Raw genomic sequence first — 22912 nt, 5'->3', positions numbered from 1 at the left:
ATCTCAGGCACCACAAACCAGCTCTACCGGTAAATCCAAAACGCTAACAAACTCGCCCTAGCTTATTCAAAATGGCTTTACGGCTTTCAGTCCAATATGTTGCCCTCGGACTAGAAGTGAGCGGCCCCAAGTGTGAAAATTTTAAATGGTCGCGTTGCGCAACGTGGAGGTTGGCAAAAAATCTGTGTGCCCAAGTGTGTATTCCTTTTTCTGAAACGTCTCGGTAGCCATGCGCGTTTTATGCGCTGACTATTCAAACCAAAGACAAGGAGTATTCATGTACAGGCTACAACCCATCGCCCCCGGCGTATTGCGTAAATTGACCATCGCTATTGCTCTGGCACTATCCGCTATCGGGCCGCTCCCCGTTTTTGCCGACGAGACCGAGCACATGGATAAGCTAAATACCACACAAAACTTCAATATCCCCGCTCAAGCCTTGCCTGATGCGCTAAACGCATTCATAGCAACCAGTGACTGGCAAGTCGGGTTTCCTGCCGGCTTAGCCAAAGACACCCGCTCGAATGCAGTCGTCGGCGCGTTCACACCGCGCCAAGCCTTAGATAAATTGCTGCAAGGCACAGGCTTAAGTTACCGTTTAAACAACGGGAATAGCGTGACACTAGAAATAGCACCCGGCTCTCATGTAGCAGACTCGACGACATTGTCTGCGGTGACCGTTACCGGCAAAAGACAATACGACCCTACCGATCCCTACAACAAGGATTATTCGGCACCCAACACTACCTTCGCTACCAAAACCGACACCCCCATCATGGAAACACCGCTAAACGTTCAGGTGATTCCGAAAGCGGTATTGGACGATCGCCAAGCCATAAAACTCGATCAAGCGGTGAAATACGTCAGCGGCGTGACGACCGGCCAAGGCGCCGGCGGCTTGGGCGACCAAGTCACTATTCGCGGATTTTTCAATTTCAACTATTTCCGCAACGGTTTTCGGATCGATACCTTTGGTGGCGCGGATGGCACGCGAGCCATGGCCAATGTGCAAAGCATCGAAGTGCTAAAGGGGCCGGCTGCGATGCTGTACGGACGTGTGGAGCCAGGCGGCATGGTTAACGTTGTCACCAAAAAGCCGCTGGATACTGCCTATTACGCGCTACAACAACAATTTGGCTCCTACGACTTATATCGTACCAGCATTGATGCTACCGGGCCGTTGACCGAAAATCGAGACCTACTGTACCGAATGAACGTTTCGTATGAGAACAGCGGATCGTTTCGCGAGCTGGTGGACTACGAAAAAGTATTCGTCGCGCCTGTCTTGCAATGGAATATCAGTCCGCGAACCACGGCGTTATTGGAAATGGAATACCGCCATGAAAATAACGACTACGACTTGCATTCCAGGCCATTAATCATTGACGGCACCCGAGCCGACGGCAGCTGGATAAACCCGCGCTTGGTCGATATTCCGCGCGAACGCAATTTAATGGAGGCCAACCCGAATCCGGTCGAAAACAAATTCGTCGGCTTTAATCTGAAACACCAATTTAACGACCGTTGGGAAATCAGCGAGCAACTAGGCATCAACCTGTTGGACAGAACCCGAACCGCGCTGCTGCCTATCACATTACAAGCTGATCAACGCACACTGAACCGGCGTTTGGTCACCAGCGACTTTTACAGCAACGAAAGTTATTTTACGACCACCAATTTAACGGGCCACTTCGATACATGGGGATTGCAACATACCTTACTGATCGGCGGCGATTATTATCTGCAAGATGAAAATACCGTCGGGTACAGCAGTACGGTTGCCAGTGCTATCGACATCTACAATCCCATCCATACCGGTAATCCGCCCATCAATCCAACGACCCGAGCCGCCAATTCGTTTCATACCATTACCGACCTATACGGCATCTATCTTCAGGATCAAATCAAACTGCCTTATAACGTTCATGTCATGGGCGGTTTTCGTTATCAAAATGTCGAGCAATTCAATGTCTTGTCGCAACAGGTCGGGCAGCGGGCGGATGCGGTGACGCCTCAGGTGGGCGTGCTGTGGCAACCGGAAAAATGGCTGAGCATTTACGGCAATTATGTCGAGAATTTCGGCACGACCAATGGCTTGGGACAAGGCAATACCTTTTTACCGCCACAGACCGCACAGCAGTGGGAAGTGGGATTTAAAACCGCATTTTTCGACGACAGATTAACCAGCACTATCGCTTACTACGATTTAACCAAACAGAACATTCCCACCACCGATTTAACCAATTTAAATTTCAGCGTTGCTACCGGCGAAGCGCGCAGTCGGGGCGTTGAGGTCGATATCAAAGGGGAAATTCTGCCCGGATGGAATGCTATCGCCACCTATGCGTACACCAACACCGAAGTGTTGAAGGAAAACAATCCGAATAATATTCCCGTCGGTAGCCGATTGAGAGGCGTGCCGGATCATACCGCCACATTCTGGACGACATACGACTTTCAGCAGGAAGACTTACGCGGTTTAAAAGTCGGTGCCGGCCTGGAACTGGCGAGCGACAGGAAGGCGACTTTCGATTTCCACGATTTCAACTTCGATGGCTATGGCGTCGTGGACCTGCTGGCCAGCTATACCCGCAAAGTGGCAAAGACCAATGTCACTTTGCAGCTGAATGTCACCAATTTGCTGGATAAAGAATATGTCCACGACGGTTTTGCCGCATTATCCGGCACCCGGGCGACCTGGGGTATGCCGCGCTCGTTTTTGGGGTCGGTAAAGGTTGAGTTTTAAGCATGCGAATTGAGACGGGCAGGATGCCTTCCCGCTCTATCCTACAAACCCGCCGTGTATAGCCAAAGTGGTTTTTATGAGTAGCCATGAAACAAGCCCTCGAGAGTTTATCCTCCTTACAAAGTTTACCGCCCAACCAAGCCCGGCTCGACGTTTAACGATTCTAAAAGCCCGCCGCAAACGATGGTTGGCCGTGCATCTTTATCTGGGTTTAAGCGCCGGATTGCTTTTAGCGGTCGTCGGTCTGACCGGCGGCATACTGGTGTTTTATCAGGAATTGCAGGAAATATTGAACCCGGAGTTGTCTGTCGTTTCCTTACCTGCCGAAGAACAACGACATATACGCTCTTTAGATGACATCGTCGCCGCGGCGGAAAACGCCAAACCGCCAGATAGTCTTTTTTTTAAGGTGTACTACCCACGAAACGCCGAAGTGGCTTACAAATTTTTGTATTTTGTCAGGGACGACAGTAAAACGAACAGTGGCGACGGCTACTATATCTTCGTCGACCCCTATACCGCCCAAGTCAAGGGTTTACAGCTCTGGCATCCCAAAGATCGATATTGGGGCCGGCCTTTGGTCAGTTTCATTATGCAGTTGCATTGGTGTTTGTTGCTGGGTAAAACCGGCGGCACTATCGTCTCGATTCTCGGTGCATTATCCATTGTATCGGTATTGACCGGGTTAATCGTCTGGTGGCCGTTGACCGGTAAATTTAGGCAAGCCATGACTTTCAAGCGCCGCGCGGGAGCAATCAGGTTCAACTTCGATCTGCATAAAACCGTCGGTTTCTATGTCAGTATCGTGTTATTGCCGGTGTTGTTTTCCGGCATCTACATGACGATGCCGGATCGAATAGACGTGCTGCTCAAACCGTTCTCGGCTATCACTCGCCCGAATGCGTACAACGGCATTCCGGAAACAATTGATAGTGCCCCACCTAAAGCTGGACAACAGACGATTAGCTTAGGGCAGGTGGAATCAATAGTGCAGCAATATTACCCTGCGGGCCGACTGTGGATGCTGAATGCACCGAAGGACAGGCTGGATGTGTTTAGGGTGATGAAACGAGACGTCGCGGAATTGAGCCAATTTGTCGGCTATCGGGATTTTGCCGTCGATCAGTACAGCGGCGAAATTCTGAAAGTCTACGACTCCGGCACCGGCTCGAACGCCGATGTCTTTTACGATTGGCAATGGCCCTTGCATAGCGGCCACGCTTTCGGCTGGCCGGGACGGATTTTGGTATTGCTGGCGGGTTTGGCTTGCCCGGTGTTGTATATCACCGGCGTGATTCGTTGGCTGCAAAAACGGCACGCGAAACAAGCTATAAAATTACGCGGCTAACGCCGATTTGATAGTCCAATCTTAATACGGAAGATGGGTTTACGGAATTGAGTAATACTCACCAACCATGAGCTGCAAACTCAACAAACTATATTCCGGCCCGCGAAAAACAAAGTTTTTCTTACACCTTTCAAACCCTAGCTCTATCGAGCTATCCAATAAGTCATCCCCCTTCCCGACATAAAAACGATATTTCGTATTTCACGCGACATATCGTGCCGAAACGATTCCATGGTACTCATGCATGTTGTCTCTCGCCGACACATACCTCCATAAAACTTATTAAAAAACATAACGATACGTTAATTTTTCGCATGCCATCAATAACTGGCATAAGAATTGGCTATTAATTCGTGTAATACATTTTTTTAACTATAAACAGAAAACAGCTAATTAACTTAATTTCAAAACTCAGAAAATGGCATTTGGTATACAGAGAAATAATCTTTCAATTGACTGTCGTTAAATAGTTACTAGCTGCCTGTAGTTTTTACGCGACAAACTATTAAGCACAAATATTTTTTTTAATAATTAATGCAATTAATAATCCGCCAAATCTAATCAAATAAAGAGGTATCAAGATGGAATCAATTAAATTTAAAAAGCGCTTCGATAGCGATTTCAAGACCGTACCCTCAATCACGTCTAAATCGACAAACCATGGCGGCAGGCTTTCCAGTGCTGCATTGGCGATGACATTGTTACTGGGTGCGCAGACAGGGTCTGCATGGGCGGCTACTTTTGATAGCAATATTGTGATTCGCGGCTCGGCGGAGTTTGATAGTTCCGGCTCCCCGGCCGATCCTGTAAACGCTACCCAAGCGGGTTCGCTGACCAGCATTATCGCCGGCTCTACTTCCACGACCACGCTGTTTGGCTCCACGGTCACGGGTCCTGATCCGTTGTCAGGCACCTTAAGCCAGATCGGCGACGGCTTTGGCATCAACTTAAGTGCAAGCGGCACTGGCGGCACCGAGCCGTCGGGCATCAGCCCCCTGTTCGGCGACTATACCTTTTCGATTGAAAACAAATCGGCCGTTGATAGCTTTGTAGTGAACCTGCAATTCCAATTCAGCCATCAGGTCGAAGCCACTGACACACCGCCGTTAAACAATGATGCTGAATTCGCGCAATCCTTGATTGCTTTTTACAAAGCGGATGGCACCGAACTGGCATTTTCCAAGATTATCTCGGATCCCGTTCGCGGCAACGAAAAACGCATACCTAGCGATCCGAATACCGATATAGGTACTGGTAAAGGCGGCCTTGTATCCGACGTCGGTACCCTACTGTTGTCCTTTCTGCTGAACCCAGGCGATTTAATCAACTTTGGCGACAGCAACCCCGATCTAAGAATATTTGGTGGCGCAGATTCCGGCAGGTTTTCGATTAATGCCTCCAGCCTGATTACAGTCGATTCTGTCACCAAGCAAACCAATAACACGGTGCCGGAGCCGGAAACGCTTTGGCTGTTGGTTATCGGCATGGTCTCAGTCATCAGCAGCAGACGTCGTCACCACGCTTTCAATTAATTTCAATTCAATTTAAAGGTACTCAACATGTCAAAATCATTCAACAAACCACTCTTGAAACTGGCCATGATCGCTATCACCGGATTACCGGTATCAGCCTCGGCTTGCGGCTCCGACCCCTTTCTGGGAGAGATTTGCACGTTTACCTATAATTTCTGCCCACGCGGTTATTTAGAAGCCGCCGGACAGACCCTGAGCATTCAGCAGAATACCGCCTTGTTTTCCTTATTAGGCACGCAGTATGGCGGTGATGGGGTGCAGACCTTCGCGTTGCCCGACCTGCGCGGCCGTTCGCCGATTGGTGACGGGCAAGGTCCGGGGCTATCGCCTATCCAGGTCGGCGAAGAAACCGGTTCGGAGTTTGTCACCATCCTCCCATCCCAAATGCCCGCGCACAACCACACAGCCCAAACCAACGTGCTCATATCGGCTTCAATTAATGCGGTGAGTACTGCCGGCAACACCACCAATCCCTCCGGGAAAGTGTTGGCGACTTCGGCATCCAGAGATAATCTCTATTCGAATGCAACACCTAATGCGTCGCTAGACCCAGGTGCCATCAGCGCTTCCGCATCGGCAACGACCACGGTTGGCATTTCGGGTGGAAGCCAGCCCCTGTATATCCGCTCGCCTGTTTTGGGTGTCAAATACTGTGTCGCCACACAAGGCATTTTTCCTAGCCGAAATTAACAGCTGGAATCGTATAAGTCTGCCCTGTGAATTGGCAGATAGTCTGAAGAAGTGTTCCCAACAGGCATAGTTCCCACGACCTAACGTGGGAACTATGAATTTAGGCGAAAACACTCTGATGGACGGGCAAAACGATAGATAATTTGATGCGAACGACCCAAGCTAAACAAACGGCAACGCAAAAATCCGCTTTACCCAAGTTTAAATCCCACAAAAAAGCCGCCCGCGCCGCTAACGCCCCGACTGGTAAATACCGCCAGCCGGTCCAACAAGAAACTGCCGGATTCCTTGGCAACCTCAGCGGCTGAGTTAGCTGCATTTTCCAAGGCCATATTGTTGATGTTGATCAGGTCGTAATATTCGGCAAGGAACAGAATCGACACAATGGCCCCGCCGACGAATAAGGCCGTCCGCAGCATTTTTTTGGCAAAATAGCCGACCGCCATTCCCAGAATAAACGGAGCGCCCAGATTACCCAATAAGAAAGCTTCGGAAAAAATATCGTCGGCAGCGTGCGTTTCAATGGCGTTACTCATAAAATCCGGTCGTAAAATGTGTAAAAGTTTGACGAGGATTTTATAACGAATCCGACTTGCTTAGGGACCGGGATTATTAACAACCGCAAGAACCATTACGGGCACACCCAGCCCTGGATACAGGCATCCATGCAGGCTGGTGTTGAAGTAAACAGGCAGAATTTTTCCATCGGCGTCAAGTCGGGGCTGGCGTTCAAATCCGCCGCTATGGTATTCAATTGATCCAGACGACTTAAACTTTTTGCCCTGACTCTGCTGTAGTATTCGGTATTGGGCATATTGGCAATACAAGCCTTTAACTCGGCGGCTGTCGCGGACGACAGCAAACAAGTGCGTTCATACTGGGTAATCGACGGCAGCTTGCTGAAGATTTTGTTAATGTCAGCGGGCGCGGCAACAGCCGTCGCGCAGATTAGAGTCATTGTCACTGCGGAGACTATCGATTTAAGCGTATTCATAACAGCATTCCTCAAATTTAACAGGGTTGGAAGCAAAACCTGATTTGATTGATTTGAGACTGCGGAAGCGTTATCCGCAGGCTTCCTCTCCTGATTGAAGAGCGTTTACTGTCTGTCAAAATCTAAGCAGCCTGCGACACAAAATGCTTGTCGCTAAGTGCGGCGATGGCCTGCAAATCAATCACCCTATCCACGGAAGCGATGGTTTCCGGGCGATGGGCGATAATGATGCGAGTCAGTTTTAGCTGCTGGACCGCGCCGTTCACTAACTTTTCGCGGGCCACATCCAAGTGGCTGGTAGCTTCGTCCAGCACCAGAATTTTTGGACGTTTGTATAAAGCCCGAGCCAACAACACCCGTTGTTTTTGGCCGCCGGACAGCACCGTCCCCATGTCGCCGATCAGCGTGTTGTAGGCCATGGGCATGGTCATGACGTCCTGGTGCACTGCCGCCAACTGGGCACAGGTTTCGATCCAGGCGTGATCGGGTTCCGGATCGAAGAAGCAGATATTGTCGGCAATCGAGCCGGCGAACAATTGATCTTCCTGCATTACCGCCGCCACCATATTGCGATAATCGTGGCTGTCGATGCGATTTAAGCGCACACCGCCGATCAGGATCTCGCCGGCACTAGGCTGTAACAAACCCAGAATCAGTTTGGCCAGCGTGGTTTTGCCGTAACCGGACGGACCGATGATCGCCACCGACTCACCTTCGGCAAAATCCAGGTTCAGATTTTTCAGCACGGGCGGCTCGGACGGGGCGTAACTGAAATCCAGATTGCGGATTTGGATCGATGCCGGGAGCTGATCTTGTCTGGCACCGCTGCAATGCTCTTGCTCAGGTTCCGCCAAAGCAATATCGGCGACCCTTTCGGTATGCAAACCCAGCATTTTGAATTCGATACCTTTTTCGATGAAGCTACCCACCCGGTGGGTGAATTGATCTTTAAAGGACATGAAGGCAAACAGCATCCCCACCGAAAAGCCACCATCCAAAATAAACAAGGCGCCGAGCCAGATCACCGCTATGTTTTCCACGCCAAACAACAGACTGTTCAGCGCGCGGTAAATGATATTGAGTTTTTGCACACGGATGCCGGCGTTAAAATGATCGACCATCAAATTTTGATAGCCGTGCCGGCGTTGCAACTGGCGGTTGAATAACTTGACGCTCTGCATGCCGCGCACGGTCTCCAGGAGATTGGTTTGCTGCTTGGCGGCGCGCAGGATTTGTTCTTCGCTGGCGCTACGTAGCGGCGCGAACGACACCAAGCGTAACAGGCCGTACAGCAGCGCGGCCAGACTGACGATGGCCGCCAGTTTCCAGCTGTACACCAGCATCATGCCCAAGGTCACCAGCGCCATTACCCCGTCGATGATCGCTTCCAGAAAACTGGTGGTTAAGGTTCTTTGAATCACGTTCAACGATTCGAAGCGCGAGACGATGTCGCCTAAGTGACGCTTCTCGAAAAAATTCATCGGCAACTGCAACAAATGCCCGAACAGATTACTCATCATCTGCAAATTAACCGAAGTACTTAGCACCAGCACCACCCAGGAGCGCAGCGCGGTGATGCCGATCTGAATCAAGGCCAGCAGTAAGAACCCCAAACCCAGCACCGTCAGTAAATTGGTATCCCGAGCAACCACCGCGTTATCGACTACCAGTTGCATAAAAAAAGGCGCTACGATTGCAAACACTTCTATGGCTGCCGCCAATAAAATGATTTGCAAGGTAGCGCTTGAGGCACCATTCAACTGGCCGATCAGGCGGGATAGTTTGATTTGTTGACGTTCGGTTTTTGCAGTAAACGCTTGGGTGGGCTGCAATTCCAGGGCAATACCGGTGAAATGTTTGGAGACTTCGGTATAGGGAACATGTACGGTGCCTTTGGCCGGATCGAGTATCGTCGCCACGCCGCGCTTGACCTGGGTCAACACCACGAAATGATTAAAATCCCAATGCAAAATAGCCGGCAGGCTAAGTTTGCTCAGTTCGTTTAAATCCACCCGTACCGGGCGCGAACCCAAGTGCAATTGGTTGGCGATCTGGATCAGATGATTCAGTGTCGAGCCTTTCAGCGACAGAGAAAACTTCTGCCGCAGACTGGCTAAATCTACCCGGTGCCCATGAAAATTGGCCACCATCGCCAGGCAAGCCAGGCCGCATTCGGCCGCTTCGGTTTGCAGGATAAGCGGGGTTTTTCTGCGGCCGGAAAAATCGAGGATATGTTGCATAGCCATGGCTAAACCCGTCCTAAAATGCTGTAAAGGGGATCGAACACCCATTCGATCAAGCGGCGATGATCCAGCCAGATGTCCGCGTCCAGCAGCATGCCGGATTGCAGAGGAATATCCTGGCGATAGGCTTGCACCGCTTGTTTATCGATTTCCACGGTCACCCGATAAACCGGCTCTTGCAAAGTCACCGGCAAATCGGCTTCTTTGGGGGTAATCAAGGTTTTGGCGATTTCGACGATGCGGCCTTGATGACTGCCGAAACGTTGATACGGAAAGGCTTGATAACGCACCGACACGGTCTGTCCCTGTTCGACAAAGCCCACCGCGCTGGACGGCACCAATAGTTGGGCTTGCAACTTGGCGCCTAGCGGCAGAATGGACAGCAAGGGGTTAGCGGTCGTGGCGTTTTGCCCCTGCTCGGCCAGGATCGTGGTGACGGTGCCGTCGTGCGGCGCGGTAATCACGATGTTGCGGCGCGATTCGGATTCGGTAATATTTTGCGACAAGGTCGAAATATTGCGCTCGATGGCGGCGCGCTGGTTTTTGAATTTCATCTGGCTGCTGTCTGCTTCCAGCTGTGCGGAGCGGATGTCGCGCTGCAAAGTCATTTGCACGCGTTGCAGGGCTTGCAATTTGGCTTGGTGATCCAGCCATTCGTCTTGTTTTTGCTGCGCTTGCACTGCCGAAACAAATTTCGTGGTCAAAAGTTGCTGATAGCGCTGCGAGGTCGCGCCGGCACCGGCCAGACGCTGCTGCTGGGTGGCTATCTCGCTATTCACTTGTTGTAATTCGCGTTGCATCCCATGCAATCTATCCAACACGGAGCGGTATTGAATCTGGTCAATTTGCTCCTGTTTCACCAGCTCGGTTTCCAGGCTTTCCCGGCGCTGTTTCAATTGCTCAATCGCCGCCGCCTGGGCTTGCGGGGTTTCCCGCGAACTTATCTCTGTCGATAATACGAACAAAGTGTCGCCGGCTTTAACGGCTTGCCCTTCACGCACGTGTTTTTCGATCAGGGTGCCGGCCTGCGGCGCATAGACCTTAATCAAACCCATGCTCGGCGACAAATAACCGTTTACATGAGATTTACGGGTATATTCGCCCCAAAAGGCAAAGGCGACCAGCAGCAAAGCGCTGCTGACGGCTAAAGCGGTGAGAAAGGAAAACGACAAGGATTCCACGTGAATAACCTCCCCTAAGGGCTTGTCTTTTTTAAAGTCCAAGGCTTGTTGTCGAAATAACTCATGTTTCATAACGCCATTTCCTTCTCACCATTTTTGACATTGTGACCAAAATCCTCAGAGAACGCCGTAGTCGGCCGCTCGCCGCATGTCTTCGGTCGGCTTGAGGTTATTGGTCACCACTTGCGGACATCTAAAACACGCCGAGCGGCCTTCCTGTTGCCACCACCGGCAATCGGCACGAATCGCGCACACCGGCAATTGCTCGGTGACTGTCGGCGTGAAACGCACGACTTTTTCGGCCAGCCGGCATTTGGATTCCGCCTCCGCATAGTGCCCGCAACCTGTGCAGGCGCAAGGCGCGGAGAAACGAAACACTTCCGCCGGACTGACCGGACCTGCCAATTCGAGCAATTGCTCGGTCACCGGTTGCGGGGCACTCAGATACGCCATTTCCGGCTTATCCGCAGTGCCGGTCATCACGCCGATGACTTGGGCACCTTCCCATTCCGGCTGCGCGCTGGGACATAACACTGGGTTCTCTGAGGTCATGGCACTATCAACCCAGCTGGGTTGCTCCTTGCAGGCCGCCCAAGCCACCGGCACTTGGGTTGGTTATGACGTTATTCAATCCTCTAAACTGATCGAACCAGGGGCCACCGGCGATAATGCCTTTATTAAACACCAAGCTTAACGAGGCTCCGCCGCTGACTTGATCGAGTTGCTCCTGATTCAATTCCACGCCGGCAGCCTCCCGGGCTTGTAAAGCGCGTTCGATGCCTTGCGCGGCAAAGGCGGATAATTCATCGGCAGAAATTCGAGTAGTTTTGTTTGACATGACAGTTCTCCTAAATAATTTAAAAAGCCTTATCTCACGACGAGATTGGCCACAACGGTTTTGACATTGAACGCGCCGGGATTGATGACCGGCCAAAATTTGCGCGGAAATTGGCTTAAATCTTGATCCGGGCCAATCAAGCCGCCGGACACCCGATTTAAATCCTCTGCTTGCAAGACTTTCAGGTCTTGATCGAATTTGGATTTTTGAGACATTGTCTTTCTCCTTAATAAAGTTATGAAGCCGGCGCGCCGCCGGCCCAACGACTGCGATACCGACAAAATTGCTTGCCAGCCGCATCCCCATCTACCGGTTTGTGAACTTGAGCGGGTATTGATACTTTAGGCGTTCGCCACCCTGGGACGCTGTGACAAATTCCACTGCGAAAAGGGGTAGTTTTTCATTCGATATGGATTGAAACGCGTGAGAGCTGCATGCTGCCTGGGCAGGAAAGACTTGATTTCAGCAACGTGGGCAGCTTGTTGATGGGCTAGGAACAGGGATCGGACAGGTTAGTTGGCGTCAACGATCAAACCCAAGATATTTTCCGTCGGGCTTTGCGCCTCTGTTTGGGGCACACCGGCGGCTTCCAGGGAAATGACAATGTCGCCGTCAACGGTCTGAACCGGCGCTTGCCATAAGACATGCGTCGCGGCTGCTGCCAGTGTCGATGGCGCGGGCGACTGTTGCCCAGCGTCGTGCATATCCGTTCGTTCAAAGGTTTTCCGCTGCAGTTCGGCAACGCAATTGCCGGCGGATTCGTCGGTATGCGCTTTCCCCAAAGACGACGCGCCACTACCTGCAACTGCATTTTGCGGCTTATCGGCAACACCTCTTTCAGAGTAGCTAGCCGCCGGCCATGACTCAAGCAAGCCAACTCGCCCAATCCAGAAGCCGCACAGAAACACCGGCATCATGAACAGGACTTGACGATGAACAAGGAAGTTAAACATATCGGCCTCAAAATCGGGGGCAAGCAAATGTCACGAAATATATTGGGGTGGCAAAACCGGTTCGCGGCGAGTTGGCGTGCGGAACCCCGCGTAAACTCCATGCATAGGCACCTTACGCAGTCTATTCCCGCAAAAGTTGCAGCTCTGTGATTTAATTGACTGGAAATGTGTGAAATACTTCACCTACGGCACGCAAGCTCATCGCGAGAGGCGTTGCAAACATAACAGACCGTTACCGAAGGCGGCACTTTATTAAACCCAGCGCTTATAGCCTCATCATGCAAGCAGAAGTCATCGCCAGTCTTAACCACATCCCTTTTCTCGCCGATTTGCCCGAGGATGCCCTGCAAGCCTTGGTATCCAGGGCCAAGGTCATTAAATTCCCAAAAAAGGCGATGATCATCGCCGAGGGCGATCAAACCAGTTCGCTGTACGTCATTTTGTCCGGTAAGGTACGGGTGTTCGGCAGTAACGACAAAGACAAGGAAGTGACCTTATTGATTCAGGAAGCCGGCTCGTATTTCGGCGAACTGGCCTTGCTGAGCGACGAACCACGCTCCGCCGCAGTGGAAGCCCAGGAAAAAACCGTCTGCGCGGTCATCGCCAAAACCGATTTCATCCACTGGTTGAAGCTACACCCCGATGCGGCGATTGCCTTACTCAAAGTATTATCGGAAAAAGTCAGATTCCTGACCGAGAAAGTCAAACAAATGGCTTTGTCGAATGTTTACGAACGTACCATTAAGGTGCTGCAAGACATGGCGGAAAAAGAAGGCGATGTCTATGTCATTCATAACCGCCCGACCCAGCAAGAGCTGGCGACCATGGTAGGGTCGTCTCGGGAAATGATTAACAAGGTGATGAAAGAACTGACCAAAGGCGGTTACATCAGCGTCGACGAAAAAACCCTCAGAATCGAAACCACCCCGCCGGCCTCATGGTGAGCTGTGTATAGCGATTGTCGACAACGCATCATCGCTACTGCACATTGGGTCAATTGACAAAAACCAAAAAATCTAAGCCAAAGTTAATTATTACCTTGATCAGTTAGGGTTTCAGACTTTATCATCCAGAAAAAACATCTTCCGGAGATAAAATGCGCTGCCTTGTGATTTGCTTCATGGTTTTATTTGCGCCAATGTGTTTGGCGGAAACCGATGCGACTGCGGCAAGCTGTAGCGTAGAAAAAGCCGCCAAACTGGTTTCGCTGCAAGGCAGCTTGTTTTACGACGTCGGCACTAAGGGACAATGGCAACCGGCGCAACTCGAGCAAACCCTTTGCGAAGGCAGTCGAATCCGGGTCGAAGCCTATAGCCGCGCATCTTTATTGCTACCCAATGGCATCACTCTGCGCCTTGCCGAGGGCACTGTACTCACTTTAAACGGTATCGCCCCCAATCAAGCGACATTGGTGGATTTGCTGAAAGGCTTTGTCCATTTCATCAGCCGCACCCCCAAGCAGTTACAAATCACCACTCCGATTGCTAACGCCGGGCCGGAAGGTACCGAGTTTGCGTTACGCGCCGACGATGCCAGCGCGGAATTATGGGTTTACGAAGGCGCCGTGCGCTTTTTCAATACCTATGGCGACATTCATCTAAAAGCCGGAGAAGCCGGGCAAACCTTGTTGGGTCAGGCCCCACGCGCGCGAATCGACCTTAAACCCGCCGATGCGGTGAATTGGGCCTTGTATTACCCGCCACTATTGCCTTACTCAGAGTCCGAGCCAGTTACAACACCTGCTCTACGAGCCGCGATTCAGAATTATCGGCAAGGCCGGGTCAATTTGGCACTAAGCGCTTTGGACCGGACGCCGCCGGCTGAACAGTCTTCAGAGTTTTTGAAAGCCCGCGCGGCAATCAGACTGTCAGCCGGGCAAAGCCAGTTAGCGATGCAGGATATTCAAACCTTGCGCTCCGGCAATACGAATGACGCGGACGCTTTGGCGCTGGAAAGCATTCTGGTGCTAACCCAAAATCGCAAAGCGGACGCGCTGAATCTGGCCGAGCGTGCGGTGACGGCAAATCCGCAATCAGCGGTTGCTTACTCAGCATTATCGTACTGCCTGCAAGCCGAATTCGAACTGGAGAAAGCCCTCGCAGCCGCACAGCATGCCAGTCAGCTCTCACCTAACGATGCGATGACTTGGGCGCGGCTGTCCGAACTGCAATTGGCCCTGGGCTTGCGCACTGAAAGCGCAGAATCGGCAACCAAGGCTTTTATGTTGGACCCCAATCTGGAAAGAACCCAAACCGTGCAGGGCTTTTCACAATTATTCAGAGTGGATACCGCTCTAGCCTTGCGGCATTTCGAATCTGCCGTACAACTTGATTCTACCGCGCCACTACCGAGACTGGGTTTAGGTCTAACGAAAATCCGCAGCGGCGACCTGGAAGCCGGCCGCCGCGATCTGGAAATCGCCGCCATTCTGGACCCGAATAATTCATTGTTACGCAGCTATCTGGGTAAAGCCTATTACGAAGAAAAACGCCCGGCGTTGGCCGGAGATCAATTCGACCTGGCGAAACAACACGATCCGAAAGACCCCACGCCGTATTTTTACGATGCACTACGCAAGCAATCCTTGAATCGTCCGGTCGAAGCGCTGCGGGATATGCAACAGTCGATAGAACTGAACGAAAACCGTGGCGTATACCGTTCGAAACTGCTGCTGGACGAAGACGTTGCCGCGCGCACCGCCAACTTGGCACGTATCTATAACGACCTGGGTTTTGGCCGGGTGGCCTTAAAGGAAGCCTGGAAGTCTTTGGGCCACGATGCCACCGATCCATCCGCGCATCGTTTTCTCTCGGATGCTTACGTCGGTCAACCGCGCTACCGCGTCGCCCGCGCCAGTGAACTGTTGCAGGCCCAGTTGCTGCAACCCATTAATATCACCCCGGTACAGCCGCAACTGACCGGCGAAAATATCGGCATTCTGAACAGTACGGGGCCGGGCAGCTTATCGGTCAACGAGTACGATTCCTTGTACACCGGCAACGGCGCGCATATGGTTTTAAACGGCGCGTACGGCAGCCGCAACACCCTTACCGATAATGCCATCGTCTCGGGCGTGTACGACAAACTGTCGATGAGTTTTGGGCAATTTCATTATCAAACCGACGGTTTTCGGCAAAACGACGATTACAAACAAGACATTTACGATGCATTTGCCCAATATGCCATTACTCAGGATTTGAATGTTCAGGTGGAGTTAAAGACAGAAGATGTTCGAAGTGGGGATACGCCATTTCGCTTAAATGGCACACAAGCGCTAAACCAGCGACAAGCAATAGAACAAGACACCGTTCGAGTGGGTGGACATTACCGAATAGACAACCATCAAGACTTACTTTTTTCTTCTTTTTATACCAGCCGCAAAAATAGTATAAACGACCTTTCACAATTTAATATTCTCAGTTTTGGTAGGCCTATTCCTTTAAATCAGTTCACATACAATGAATCAGAAGTCAAAAGCTATCAAAGCGAATTCCAATATATATTTAATTCTGAAAAATTCGATATAACCAGCGGTGCCGGTTATATTAATGCTGATGATGACACCCTACTAAGTAGCCTGACACGCCGTCAGCTTTCACCTTTTAATCTCATCAGCAGCCCGCTCTTTACGTACTCAACTATTGGTGAACGTCAAACCGAGTATTTCAATATTTATAGTTACCTGAAATATAATATATTAAGCAACTTAACTACCACGCTGGGCCTTAGTTACGATTCATACGAAGACCCCGCATTAAAAAAATATCAACTAAACCCAAAACTTGGTGTTATTTGGAACCCAACCCAAAATCTGATACTCCGAGCTGCGGCGTTTCGAAGCATCAAAAGACCATTAGCAAATAATCAAACCATAGAGCCTACCCAGATCGCCGGTTTCACTCAGTTTTATGACGAAAGTAACGGTGCTTCCAGCTGGCAATATGCAACGGGGATTGATTACAATCCTATGAAAAATCTGTTTATAGGCGGCGAAGTTAGCTGGCGAGATAGCCAACAATCGGTTGCTGGTACAGTTCCCAATAGCACATCTCTATTTACTCGAAATGAAGCGGCGCATTTAGCTTATCTTTATTGGTCACCTACCGATTGGCTAACATTAAAAAGTGAATACCGCTTCGAGAAATTCAAACGTGAATTCGCGAACAACCTAGACCCCTCGAATCCGCGTAGTGTCGCGTCGCACCAGGTGCCTTTGTCCATTAACCTGTTTCATACCTCAGGTCTTTTCGCTAAGTTGTCCGGCACTTTTGTAGATCAGCACACCACATCGAGTAGGCTTTTAGCCGGCCTTCCCGCTAATGCCCCCAGATTTACAGGTGACAGCGAGAGTTTTTGGGTTTTCGATGCCCTGCTGGGCTATCGCCTTCCCAATAGATTGGGCACGCTAGCGTTGGAAGGCCGTAATCTGTTCGACAACAACTTTGTTTACCAAAGCGTATTCGACGCCAGCGGCCCCCAACTTAGCCCTTTTATCCCTGAGCGGCAATTGTTCGTCAAATTGAGCTTATTTTATTAATTTGGCGGCTATTTCCAACCAGGATTTTTGTTAAAACAGGAGAACTATAATGAAAAAAATGCAAGCGGCGACCATTTTATTGATGAGTACTTTAATTATTGCGTGCGATAAAAAAAATGAATCAAACCTTCCACCAAAACCAATAAAACAAAATTCATCGGTGCCTACTCTAGTCAAACAGACAGCGATATTGGCTGAAGGCATTAATTTTAAAACCAATCAATTTGTTGTGGTAGATTCGCTAACCGGCAAAGAAGTCAAGCCGTGCATCCAATCCGCAGCCGACAAAGCCGGAGGCCAAGCTTGCGATACTCGCATTGGTAGCGTCGACGAAGCAGTGTTAAATGCATTAAAAATTGATAAACCTATCGATGGAGTAATCGTCAAAAATAATAAAGAAATTAGGGCAAAATTCTTTGTCTCGGTAAAAGCCGTATTCGAAGGTTCATTCTGTAATACCTTCTTTCTAAATGGTCAGCAATACGAAACATGTTATACACAAGAACAAATCGACGCTGCGTTTGAATAAAATAAATTAACATTTAGCAATGACTGCCCCAAAATATTGAAGTTAGCATTTGAAATTTATTGGATACATCAAATATATTTTCTATATTAGGAAAAATACAGATTGATAGTCCAATATAGCAACATGTTCAACTCATGTAATGAATATTGGTGGGCTCGCATGTGCGTCCCACCGTACTCAGATTGATTAATCCTCCTATACCACGACTGGCAAACTCCTTATGGCCCGTCCGTTACGCATCACCGTTGTCACCGTTCTGGGGTTTTTACTAAGTACGCTGGTAGATTTAGGTTTCGATACAGAAAGCAGACTGGGTTTGGACACCTTATTCAAAATCCGTGGCACGCAAACACCACCCGAGCAAGTGGTAATTGTCGCGATGGACGAAGCATCCGAGACTCGCTTGGGCGTGGGTCAAGACTTGACTCGCTGGCGCGAGTTTCATGCAAAACTGCTTGACCAATTGAATCGCCAAGGCGCGAGTTTGATCGTGTTCGATCTGCAATTTATTGCCTCGAATCCCAGCGTAGACCCAATGCTGGCTGATGCAATGCGTGCTGCCGGCAAGGTCTTGATCAATGAATGCGTGCAAAAATTTCGCCGAGGTGTCGAGGACTTTTACGGACGGGAAGAATGTTCGGACCGCAATAAAATGCCCGCCATTTCCCGCGAAGGCGAACCAGCGACAAGCTTATCCGAGCAACTGGTAGTCATGCGCAAACTGTCACCAATACCGGCAATTGCCCAGGCGGCGCTGGATAGCGCACCGTTTTATCTGATTAACGACTCGGAAAATAACCCTATCCGCGAGTCCTGGACCTTTTACGATGCGCTTGCCGAAGCACCCAGTCTACCGGTCTTGGCATGGTTTTATTACCAACAAGCCAGCAGCGATAATCCCGATGAACAGCCCTTATCGGTTTGGTTGACTGCGCAACGGCGAACGTGTGTAAACTCACCTAAGCTGGACAACCGTGCCAAGAAATTGATCTGCGAAGGCGACAGCCGCTACCTAAATTACTACGGCCCGCCGCGCACGCTCAGAATGGAATCCTACGCCGATGTTTACGAAGGCAAGGTCGAAGACTTGCAAGGCAAAGTGGTTTTTGTCGGCCGCGCCAACCGCCAATTCTCGCCGGGTAAATCCGACTTTTTTCCAACCCCCTATTCCGACTCGCACACCGGCAAAATGGCCGGCGTAGAGATCATGGCCACGCAGTTCGCCAACTTGCTGGAAAATAGTTTTATCGAAATACCTGCGGCGGGCTGGTTAGTATCAAGCGTATTCGGCTTACTTATCGCCCTGTTGCTGGTCAGTTTTACCGGTTGGCCCGGCATTGTCCTCAGTCTGGTCTTTGCCTCGGCGTATGCCGGCTCGGCTGTCTGCTTGTTCGGCCAGCACCATTGGTGGTTGCCGGTCGCCGGGCCGTTATTCATGCAATTGCCACTGTCCTGGCTGCTGAGCTTGGCTTGGTCGCGCTACGACTTAATGTGCGAACGCGGGCGGATACTTGAATTCGTCAGTAGAGTGTTTCCGCAATGGGTCGGCATGTTGCCCGCAGCGCCTGGGCAATGGACGGAAACCGCTAACGCCGGCATCGCTAGAAGTGAAAAAGATGTTTCCGGTTTATGTCTGGCTACCGACATCGAAGGCTATACCACCATCGCCGCCCAACACTCGCCTCGGGAAATGTGGGAGTTATTGAATACCTATTACCAAGTGCTAGGCCATCCGGTAGTGTCGCACGACGGTGTGATCGCCGATGTCACCGGCGACGCGATGATGGCGGTGTGGTTCGATGCGCCGGTAAGCAACCAGCGCCGCGCCGCCTGTTTGGCCGCACTGGAAATGGCTGCGGCGGTGGCGTCGTTCAATCTATCCTCCAGCCAGGAAGCGCTTGCCACCAGCATCGGCTTGCATGAAGGCGAACTAACCCTGGGTAGCCTGGACGCCGGCACATCCAGCCATTACCGAGCCATCGGCGATACCGTCAACACCGCCTCGCGGATTCAAGGCGTGAACAAGTACTTAGGCACGCGGATTTTAGCATCGCACAGCATCGCCGCCGATTTGGACGACATCGTCTCCCGGCCGGTAGGCACCTTTCGCGTGGTCGGCCGCACTGAGCCGGTGACGCTAGTAGAAATCGTCGGACTCAAGCACGGCAGCGATACCCAGCCTAACGAAGTACATCGCATCTTTGCCGACGGCCTGGCAGCCTTCCAGCAAGGCTTATGGACGGAAGCAGCCCGACTATTTCAAGCGGCACTCGCTATCGACGCCAACGACGGCCCCAGCCATTTTTATCTGCAAAAAACGTTGGCATACTGCGAATTAGCTCCGTTGGAATGGGATGGGATTTTCGTATTGGACGGCAAATAAGCTTCGACTTTTTGCTACTAATCAAGCTCTGCACCAAAGCCAAGTATTGCTCCCAGTGCGCTCTGGATAAAGCGCGGGATTAAATCAGCATCCGGGCGACTATCTTTTGGATACTTTTCTTCCCGATTAGTAAGAATCTTCAGCTCGAGCCCAAAAGTTCGTCATTCCGATAGGAATTCGCTTCGCGCTCTAACGGGTGCCGGAACTCAGGCTTCATGCTGGTAACGGATGATGAAATATCCGGGCTAGTGATATGCGCGAAAGAGATCACATCTGAGCGCCCCATGAATCATGGCATTTGACTGCTGACTCTGACCGAACAAGTGCCATTGTCCTGTAAGCAATAAGTTGGTTTTTCCGGGGCTTATTTGGATTCACACGGTTTGAGAGTATTTTTAAAAACGGGTCCGATTGTTGTCACCTCACCACCCAAAGCGACGCCTAACTTGAAATTTTCCGATAGGGGGCACATTGGCCGTTTATTTCTCCTCCCATTATTTCGAGTTGTGCTGCCGTTACCGGCCGGCTATAAAGATAGCCTTGCAATAAATCGCATTGTTGAGTTTTAAGAAAGGCTAATTGCGCTTCGGTTTCTACGCCTTCGGCGGTCACGTCCAGCTTGAGCTCGTGCGCCAGAGCGATAATCGCTCTCACCAACGTCATACTGCCTTCGTCGTTAGGAATGTCCTGAACAAAAGAACGGTCTATTTTGACACTATGGACCGGAAAGCGCCGCAGATAGGTAAGACTGGAGTATCCGGTGCCGAAATCATCGATGCTGAGCCGAATTCCCAGTTCTTGCAGTTGTTGCAGAATCGCGAGCGTCCTTTCCGGATCTTGCATAACCGCCGACTCGGTGATTTCAAGTTCCAGTGAAGAGGGATTCAGGCCGGTTTCTTCCAGCACCGCTTTAATGGTTTCAAACAAATCATGTTCAAGAAACTGGCGGGCTGACAAGTTCACGGCTACCTGACTGAGCAGCCCATGGTTCTCCTGCCAAGCCTTGGTTTGCAAACAGGCCGTGCGCAACACCCAAATGCCGATGGGGACGATTAAACCGGTTTCTTCCGCTACCGAAATAAACCGGATGGGACTCACCAGGCCCCACTCCGGATGTTGCCAACGCACCAGCGCTTCCGCGCTGACGATACAGCCGCTGCTTGAGTCTATCTGCGGCTGGTAGTGAAGCAGCAGTTCATTATTGAGCAAGGCATGTCGCAAGCCGCGCTCTATGGTCATGCGCTCCAGCGATCTTGCGGTCATTTCTTTGGTATAAAACTGATAATTGTTCTTGCCGCGTTCCTTGGCAAGATACATCGCCGTATCGGCGTTCATCAGCAGGTTTTGGCTAGTGTCTCCGTCTTCCGGGTAAATGCTGATCCCAACGCTGGCGGTAATCACGATATCGTTACCCTCGATGCTAAACGGTTGGGTCAGTATTTCGATGGTCTTTTGGGCGATTCTGGCGACATCGTCGATCAGATTGATATTGCTCAGCAGCACGATAAACTCATCGCCGCCCAGCCGCGCCAGGCTGTCATGGGTACGCACCGAGGTTTTTAAGCGTTCGCTAACCTCTTGTAATAATAGATCGCCTAATCGGTGACCTAAGGTATCGTTGATCAGCTTGAAGCGGTCCAGATCGAGAAACATTAGCGCTAATCGGGTTTCATAGCGCTGGGCGGAAGCTAAAGTCTGAGTAAGATGATTGTGAAATTGGACGCGATTCAGCAGACCGGTTAAGGGATCGTGATTGGCGATATAAATCAATTGCTGCTCGGCGTACTTGCGGTCGGTAATATCCTGGATCTGGACAATGAAATACTGCGGTTCGTTGGCCGCGTTGCGCACCAGCGATGCGCTGAGCAGGCTCCAAACCCGCTTGCCGGCTATTTTGTGATAGCACTCAACTTCAATTTGAAACGACGGCAGTTCATCGGCCAACAATTGGCGCAGATGGCGGCCAAGCACTTGTTGGTAATCGTCGTTATGCGTGAACATCTGCAAATTGGAACTCAACAACTCTTCTTCTGAGTAGCCGAATATTTTGCACAACGAGCCGTTCACTTGTAAAAAACGCCCGTCCACCGCGACCAATGCCATCCCGATGGCGGCAAGATCGAACGCACTGTGGAAGCGTTCTTCGCTTTCCCGCAGTAAATTTTCCATTTGCCGCCGCGTGGTAATGTCCCGAAATACCAGTACCGCACCTAACAAGCTGCCGTCATCATCCAAGATAGGGGCGGCACCGTCGTCTATGGGGAGCTCCTCACCGGATTTCGAAACGAGTATGGTGCCGCTGTCCATGCCGCATACCGCGCGGTTGCTTAATACCCAGGGGATAGGGTTTTCAGCGACGGTGCGATTCGATTCGTTTAGCAGTGTCATCAGTTCGCTGACCACCGCGCCTTGGGCTTGCTCTTGCTGCCAGCCCGTCGCCAACTCGGCGACGGGATTCATAAACTGGATTTTGCCTTCGGCGTCGGTTGCAATCACTGCGTCGCTGATGCAATGCAAGGTTTTCGCAAACCATTGTTCGCTATCCTTCAGCTTGCGTTCCAACTGATGCTTATACAGCGCGACTTCGATAGAGGCGTGCAGTTCATCCGGCCGAAACGGCTTGATTAAGTAACCATAGGCGCCAGTGGCTTTCGCGCGTAACAATGTGGAAGGATCGCTGTACGCGGTCAGAAAAATCACCGGGATATGTAGGGAGTCGCTGATGGTTTGAGCGGCGTTGATACCGTCCATCTGGCCTTTGAGCACGATGTCCATCATTATCAGATCAGGCGTATACTCGGTTGCTAGGCTAATGGCTTGTCCCCCCGAAAAAGCAGTCGCGACCACTTCGTAACCGAAACTTTCCAATTGACCACGAAGATCCATCGCGATAATGGCTTCGTCCTCGACGATCATGATTTTGCTGGCAAACATAGAT

The 22912-nt window shown here is 50.8% G+C and carries 17 protein-coding genes; 8 read left to right on the top strand and 9 right to left on the bottom strand.

What is annotated here, in order from left to right; translation table 11 throughout:
• Positions 1-277: 277 nt before the first annotated feature.
• From NP589_RS07760 to NP589_RS07745, 4 genes are all read left to right on the top strand, one after another.
• Complete coding sequence (locus NP589_RS07760; RefSeq protein ID WP_256606464.1) at positions 278-2746, top strand: TonB-dependent siderophore receptor; 2469 nt, start codon at positions 278-280, stop codon at positions 2744-2746.
• Positions 2747-2939: 193 nt separating this feature from the next.
• Positions 2940-4094 carry a PepSY-associated TM helix domain-containing protein gene (locus NP589_RS07755; protein WP_256606463.1) on the top strand — a complete coding sequence of 385 codons (1155 nt, stop codon included), beginning with the start codon at positions 2940-2942 and terminating at the stop codon, positions 4092-4094.
• Between the two features lie 581 nt (positions 4095-4675).
• Positions 4676-5626: a PEP-CTERM sorting domain-containing protein gene (locus NP589_RS07750; protein ID WP_256606462.1), complete on the top strand. Its 951-nt coding sequence runs from the start codon at positions 4676-4678 to the stop codon at positions 5624-5626.
• A gap of 27 nt (positions 5627-5653) precedes the next feature.
• Positions 5654-6316, top strand: coding sequence for a phage tail protein (locus NP589_RS07745; protein ID WP_256606461.1), 663 nt, complete (start codon positions 5654-5656; stop codon positions 6314-6316).
• A gap of 191 nt (positions 6317-6507) precedes the next feature.
• Here NP589_RS07745 and NP589_RS07740 read toward each other — a convergent pair whose 3' ends face one another.
• From NP589_RS07740 to NP589_RS07705, 8 genes are all read right to left on the bottom strand, one after another.
• Positions 6508-6852 carry an FUN14 domain-containing protein gene (locus NP589_RS07740; protein ID WP_256606460.1) on the bottom strand — a complete coding sequence of 115 codons (345 nt, stop codon included), beginning with the start codon at positions 6850-6852 and terminating at the stop codon, positions 6508-6510.
• 95 nt (positions 6853-6947) lie between these two features.
• Complete coding sequence (locus NP589_RS07735) at positions 6948-7310, bottom strand: hypothetical protein (RefSeq protein WP_256606459.1); 363 nt, start codon at positions 7308-7310, stop codon at positions 6948-6950.
• Positions 7311-7432: 122 nt separating this feature from the next.
• Complete coding sequence (locus NP589_RS07730; protein ID WP_256606458.1) at positions 7433-9556, bottom strand: peptidase domain-containing ABC transporter; 2124 nt, start codon at positions 9554-9556, stop codon at positions 7433-7435.
• A gap of 2 nt (positions 9557-9558) precedes the next feature.
• On the bottom strand, positions 9559-10806 hold the full coding sequence (locus NP589_RS07725; protein WP_256606457.1) for an HlyD family secretion protein: 1248 nt from the start codon (positions 10804-10806) through the stop codon (positions 9559-9561).
• A 45-nt stretch (positions 10807-10851) separates the two neighbouring features.
• Positions 10852-11286, bottom strand: coding sequence for a nitrogen fixation protein (locus NP589_RS07720; RefSeq protein WP_256606456.1), 435 nt, complete (start codon positions 11284-11286; stop codon positions 10852-10854).
• A gap of 7 nt (positions 11287-11293) precedes the next feature.
• Positions 11294-11572: a hypothetical protein gene (locus NP589_RS07715; protein ID WP_256606455.1), complete on the bottom strand. Its 279-nt coding sequence runs from the start codon at positions 11570-11572 to the stop codon at positions 11294-11296.
• Positions 11573-11601: 29 nt separating this feature from the next.
• Complete coding sequence (locus tag NP589_RS07710) at positions 11602-11787, bottom strand: hypothetical protein (protein WP_064036472.1); 186 nt, start codon at positions 11785-11787, stop codon at positions 11602-11604.
• 297 nt (positions 11788-12084) lie between these two features.
• Positions 12085-12525 carry a hypothetical protein gene (locus tag NP589_RS07705; protein ID WP_256606454.1) on the bottom strand — a complete coding sequence of 147 codons (441 nt, stop codon included), beginning with the start codon at positions 12523-12525 and terminating at the stop codon, positions 12085-12087.
• A gap of 278 nt (positions 12526-12803) precedes the next feature.
• Here NP589_RS07705 and NP589_RS07700 point away from each other — a divergent pair, with 278 nt between their 5' ends.
• From NP589_RS07700 to NP589_RS07685, 4 genes are all read left to right on the top strand, one after another.
• Positions 12804-13469: a Crp/Fnr family transcriptional regulator gene (locus tag NP589_RS07700; RefSeq protein ID WP_256606453.1), complete on the top strand. Its 666-nt coding sequence runs from the start codon at positions 12804-12806 to the stop codon at positions 13467-13469.
• A gap of 152 nt (positions 13470-13621) precedes the next feature.
• The gene (locus tag NP589_RS07695; RefSeq protein WP_256606452.1) at positions 13622-17062 is read left to right on the top strand and encodes a TonB-dependent receptor domain-containing protein; all 3441 of its coding nucleotides are present in this window, start codon (positions 13622-13624) and stop codon (positions 17060-17062) included.
• A 49-nt stretch (positions 17063-17111) separates the two neighbouring features.
• Positions 17112-17591, top strand: a complete 480-nt coding sequence (locus NP589_RS07690; protein ID WP_256606451.1) for a hypothetical protein — start codon at positions 17112-17114, stop codon at positions 17589-17591.
• Between the two features lie 220 nt (positions 17592-17811).
• Positions 17812-19974, top strand: a complete 2163-nt coding sequence (locus tag NP589_RS07685) for a CHASE2 domain-containing protein (RefSeq protein ID WP_256606450.1) — start codon at positions 17812-17814, stop codon at positions 19972-19974.
• Between the two features lie 441 nt (positions 19975-20415).
• Here the strand turns inward: NP589_RS07685 and NP589_RS07680 are convergent, their stop codons facing one another.
• Complete coding sequence (locus tag NP589_RS07680) at positions 20416-22908, bottom strand: GGDEF domain-containing response regulator (RefSeq protein WP_256606449.1); 2493 nt, start codon at positions 22906-22908, stop codon at positions 20416-20418.
• Between the last annotated feature and the right edge of the window lie 4 nt (positions 22909-22912).

The sequence above is a fragment of the Methylomonas rosea genome (assembly GCF_024505055.1).
Classification (GTDB): Bacteria; Pseudomonadota; Gammaproteobacteria; order Methylococcales; family Methylomonadaceae; genus Methylomonas; species Methylomonas rosea.
Note: the sequence above shows the minus strand (reverse complement) of the source record. Positions and strands in the feature narration are given on the sequence as shown.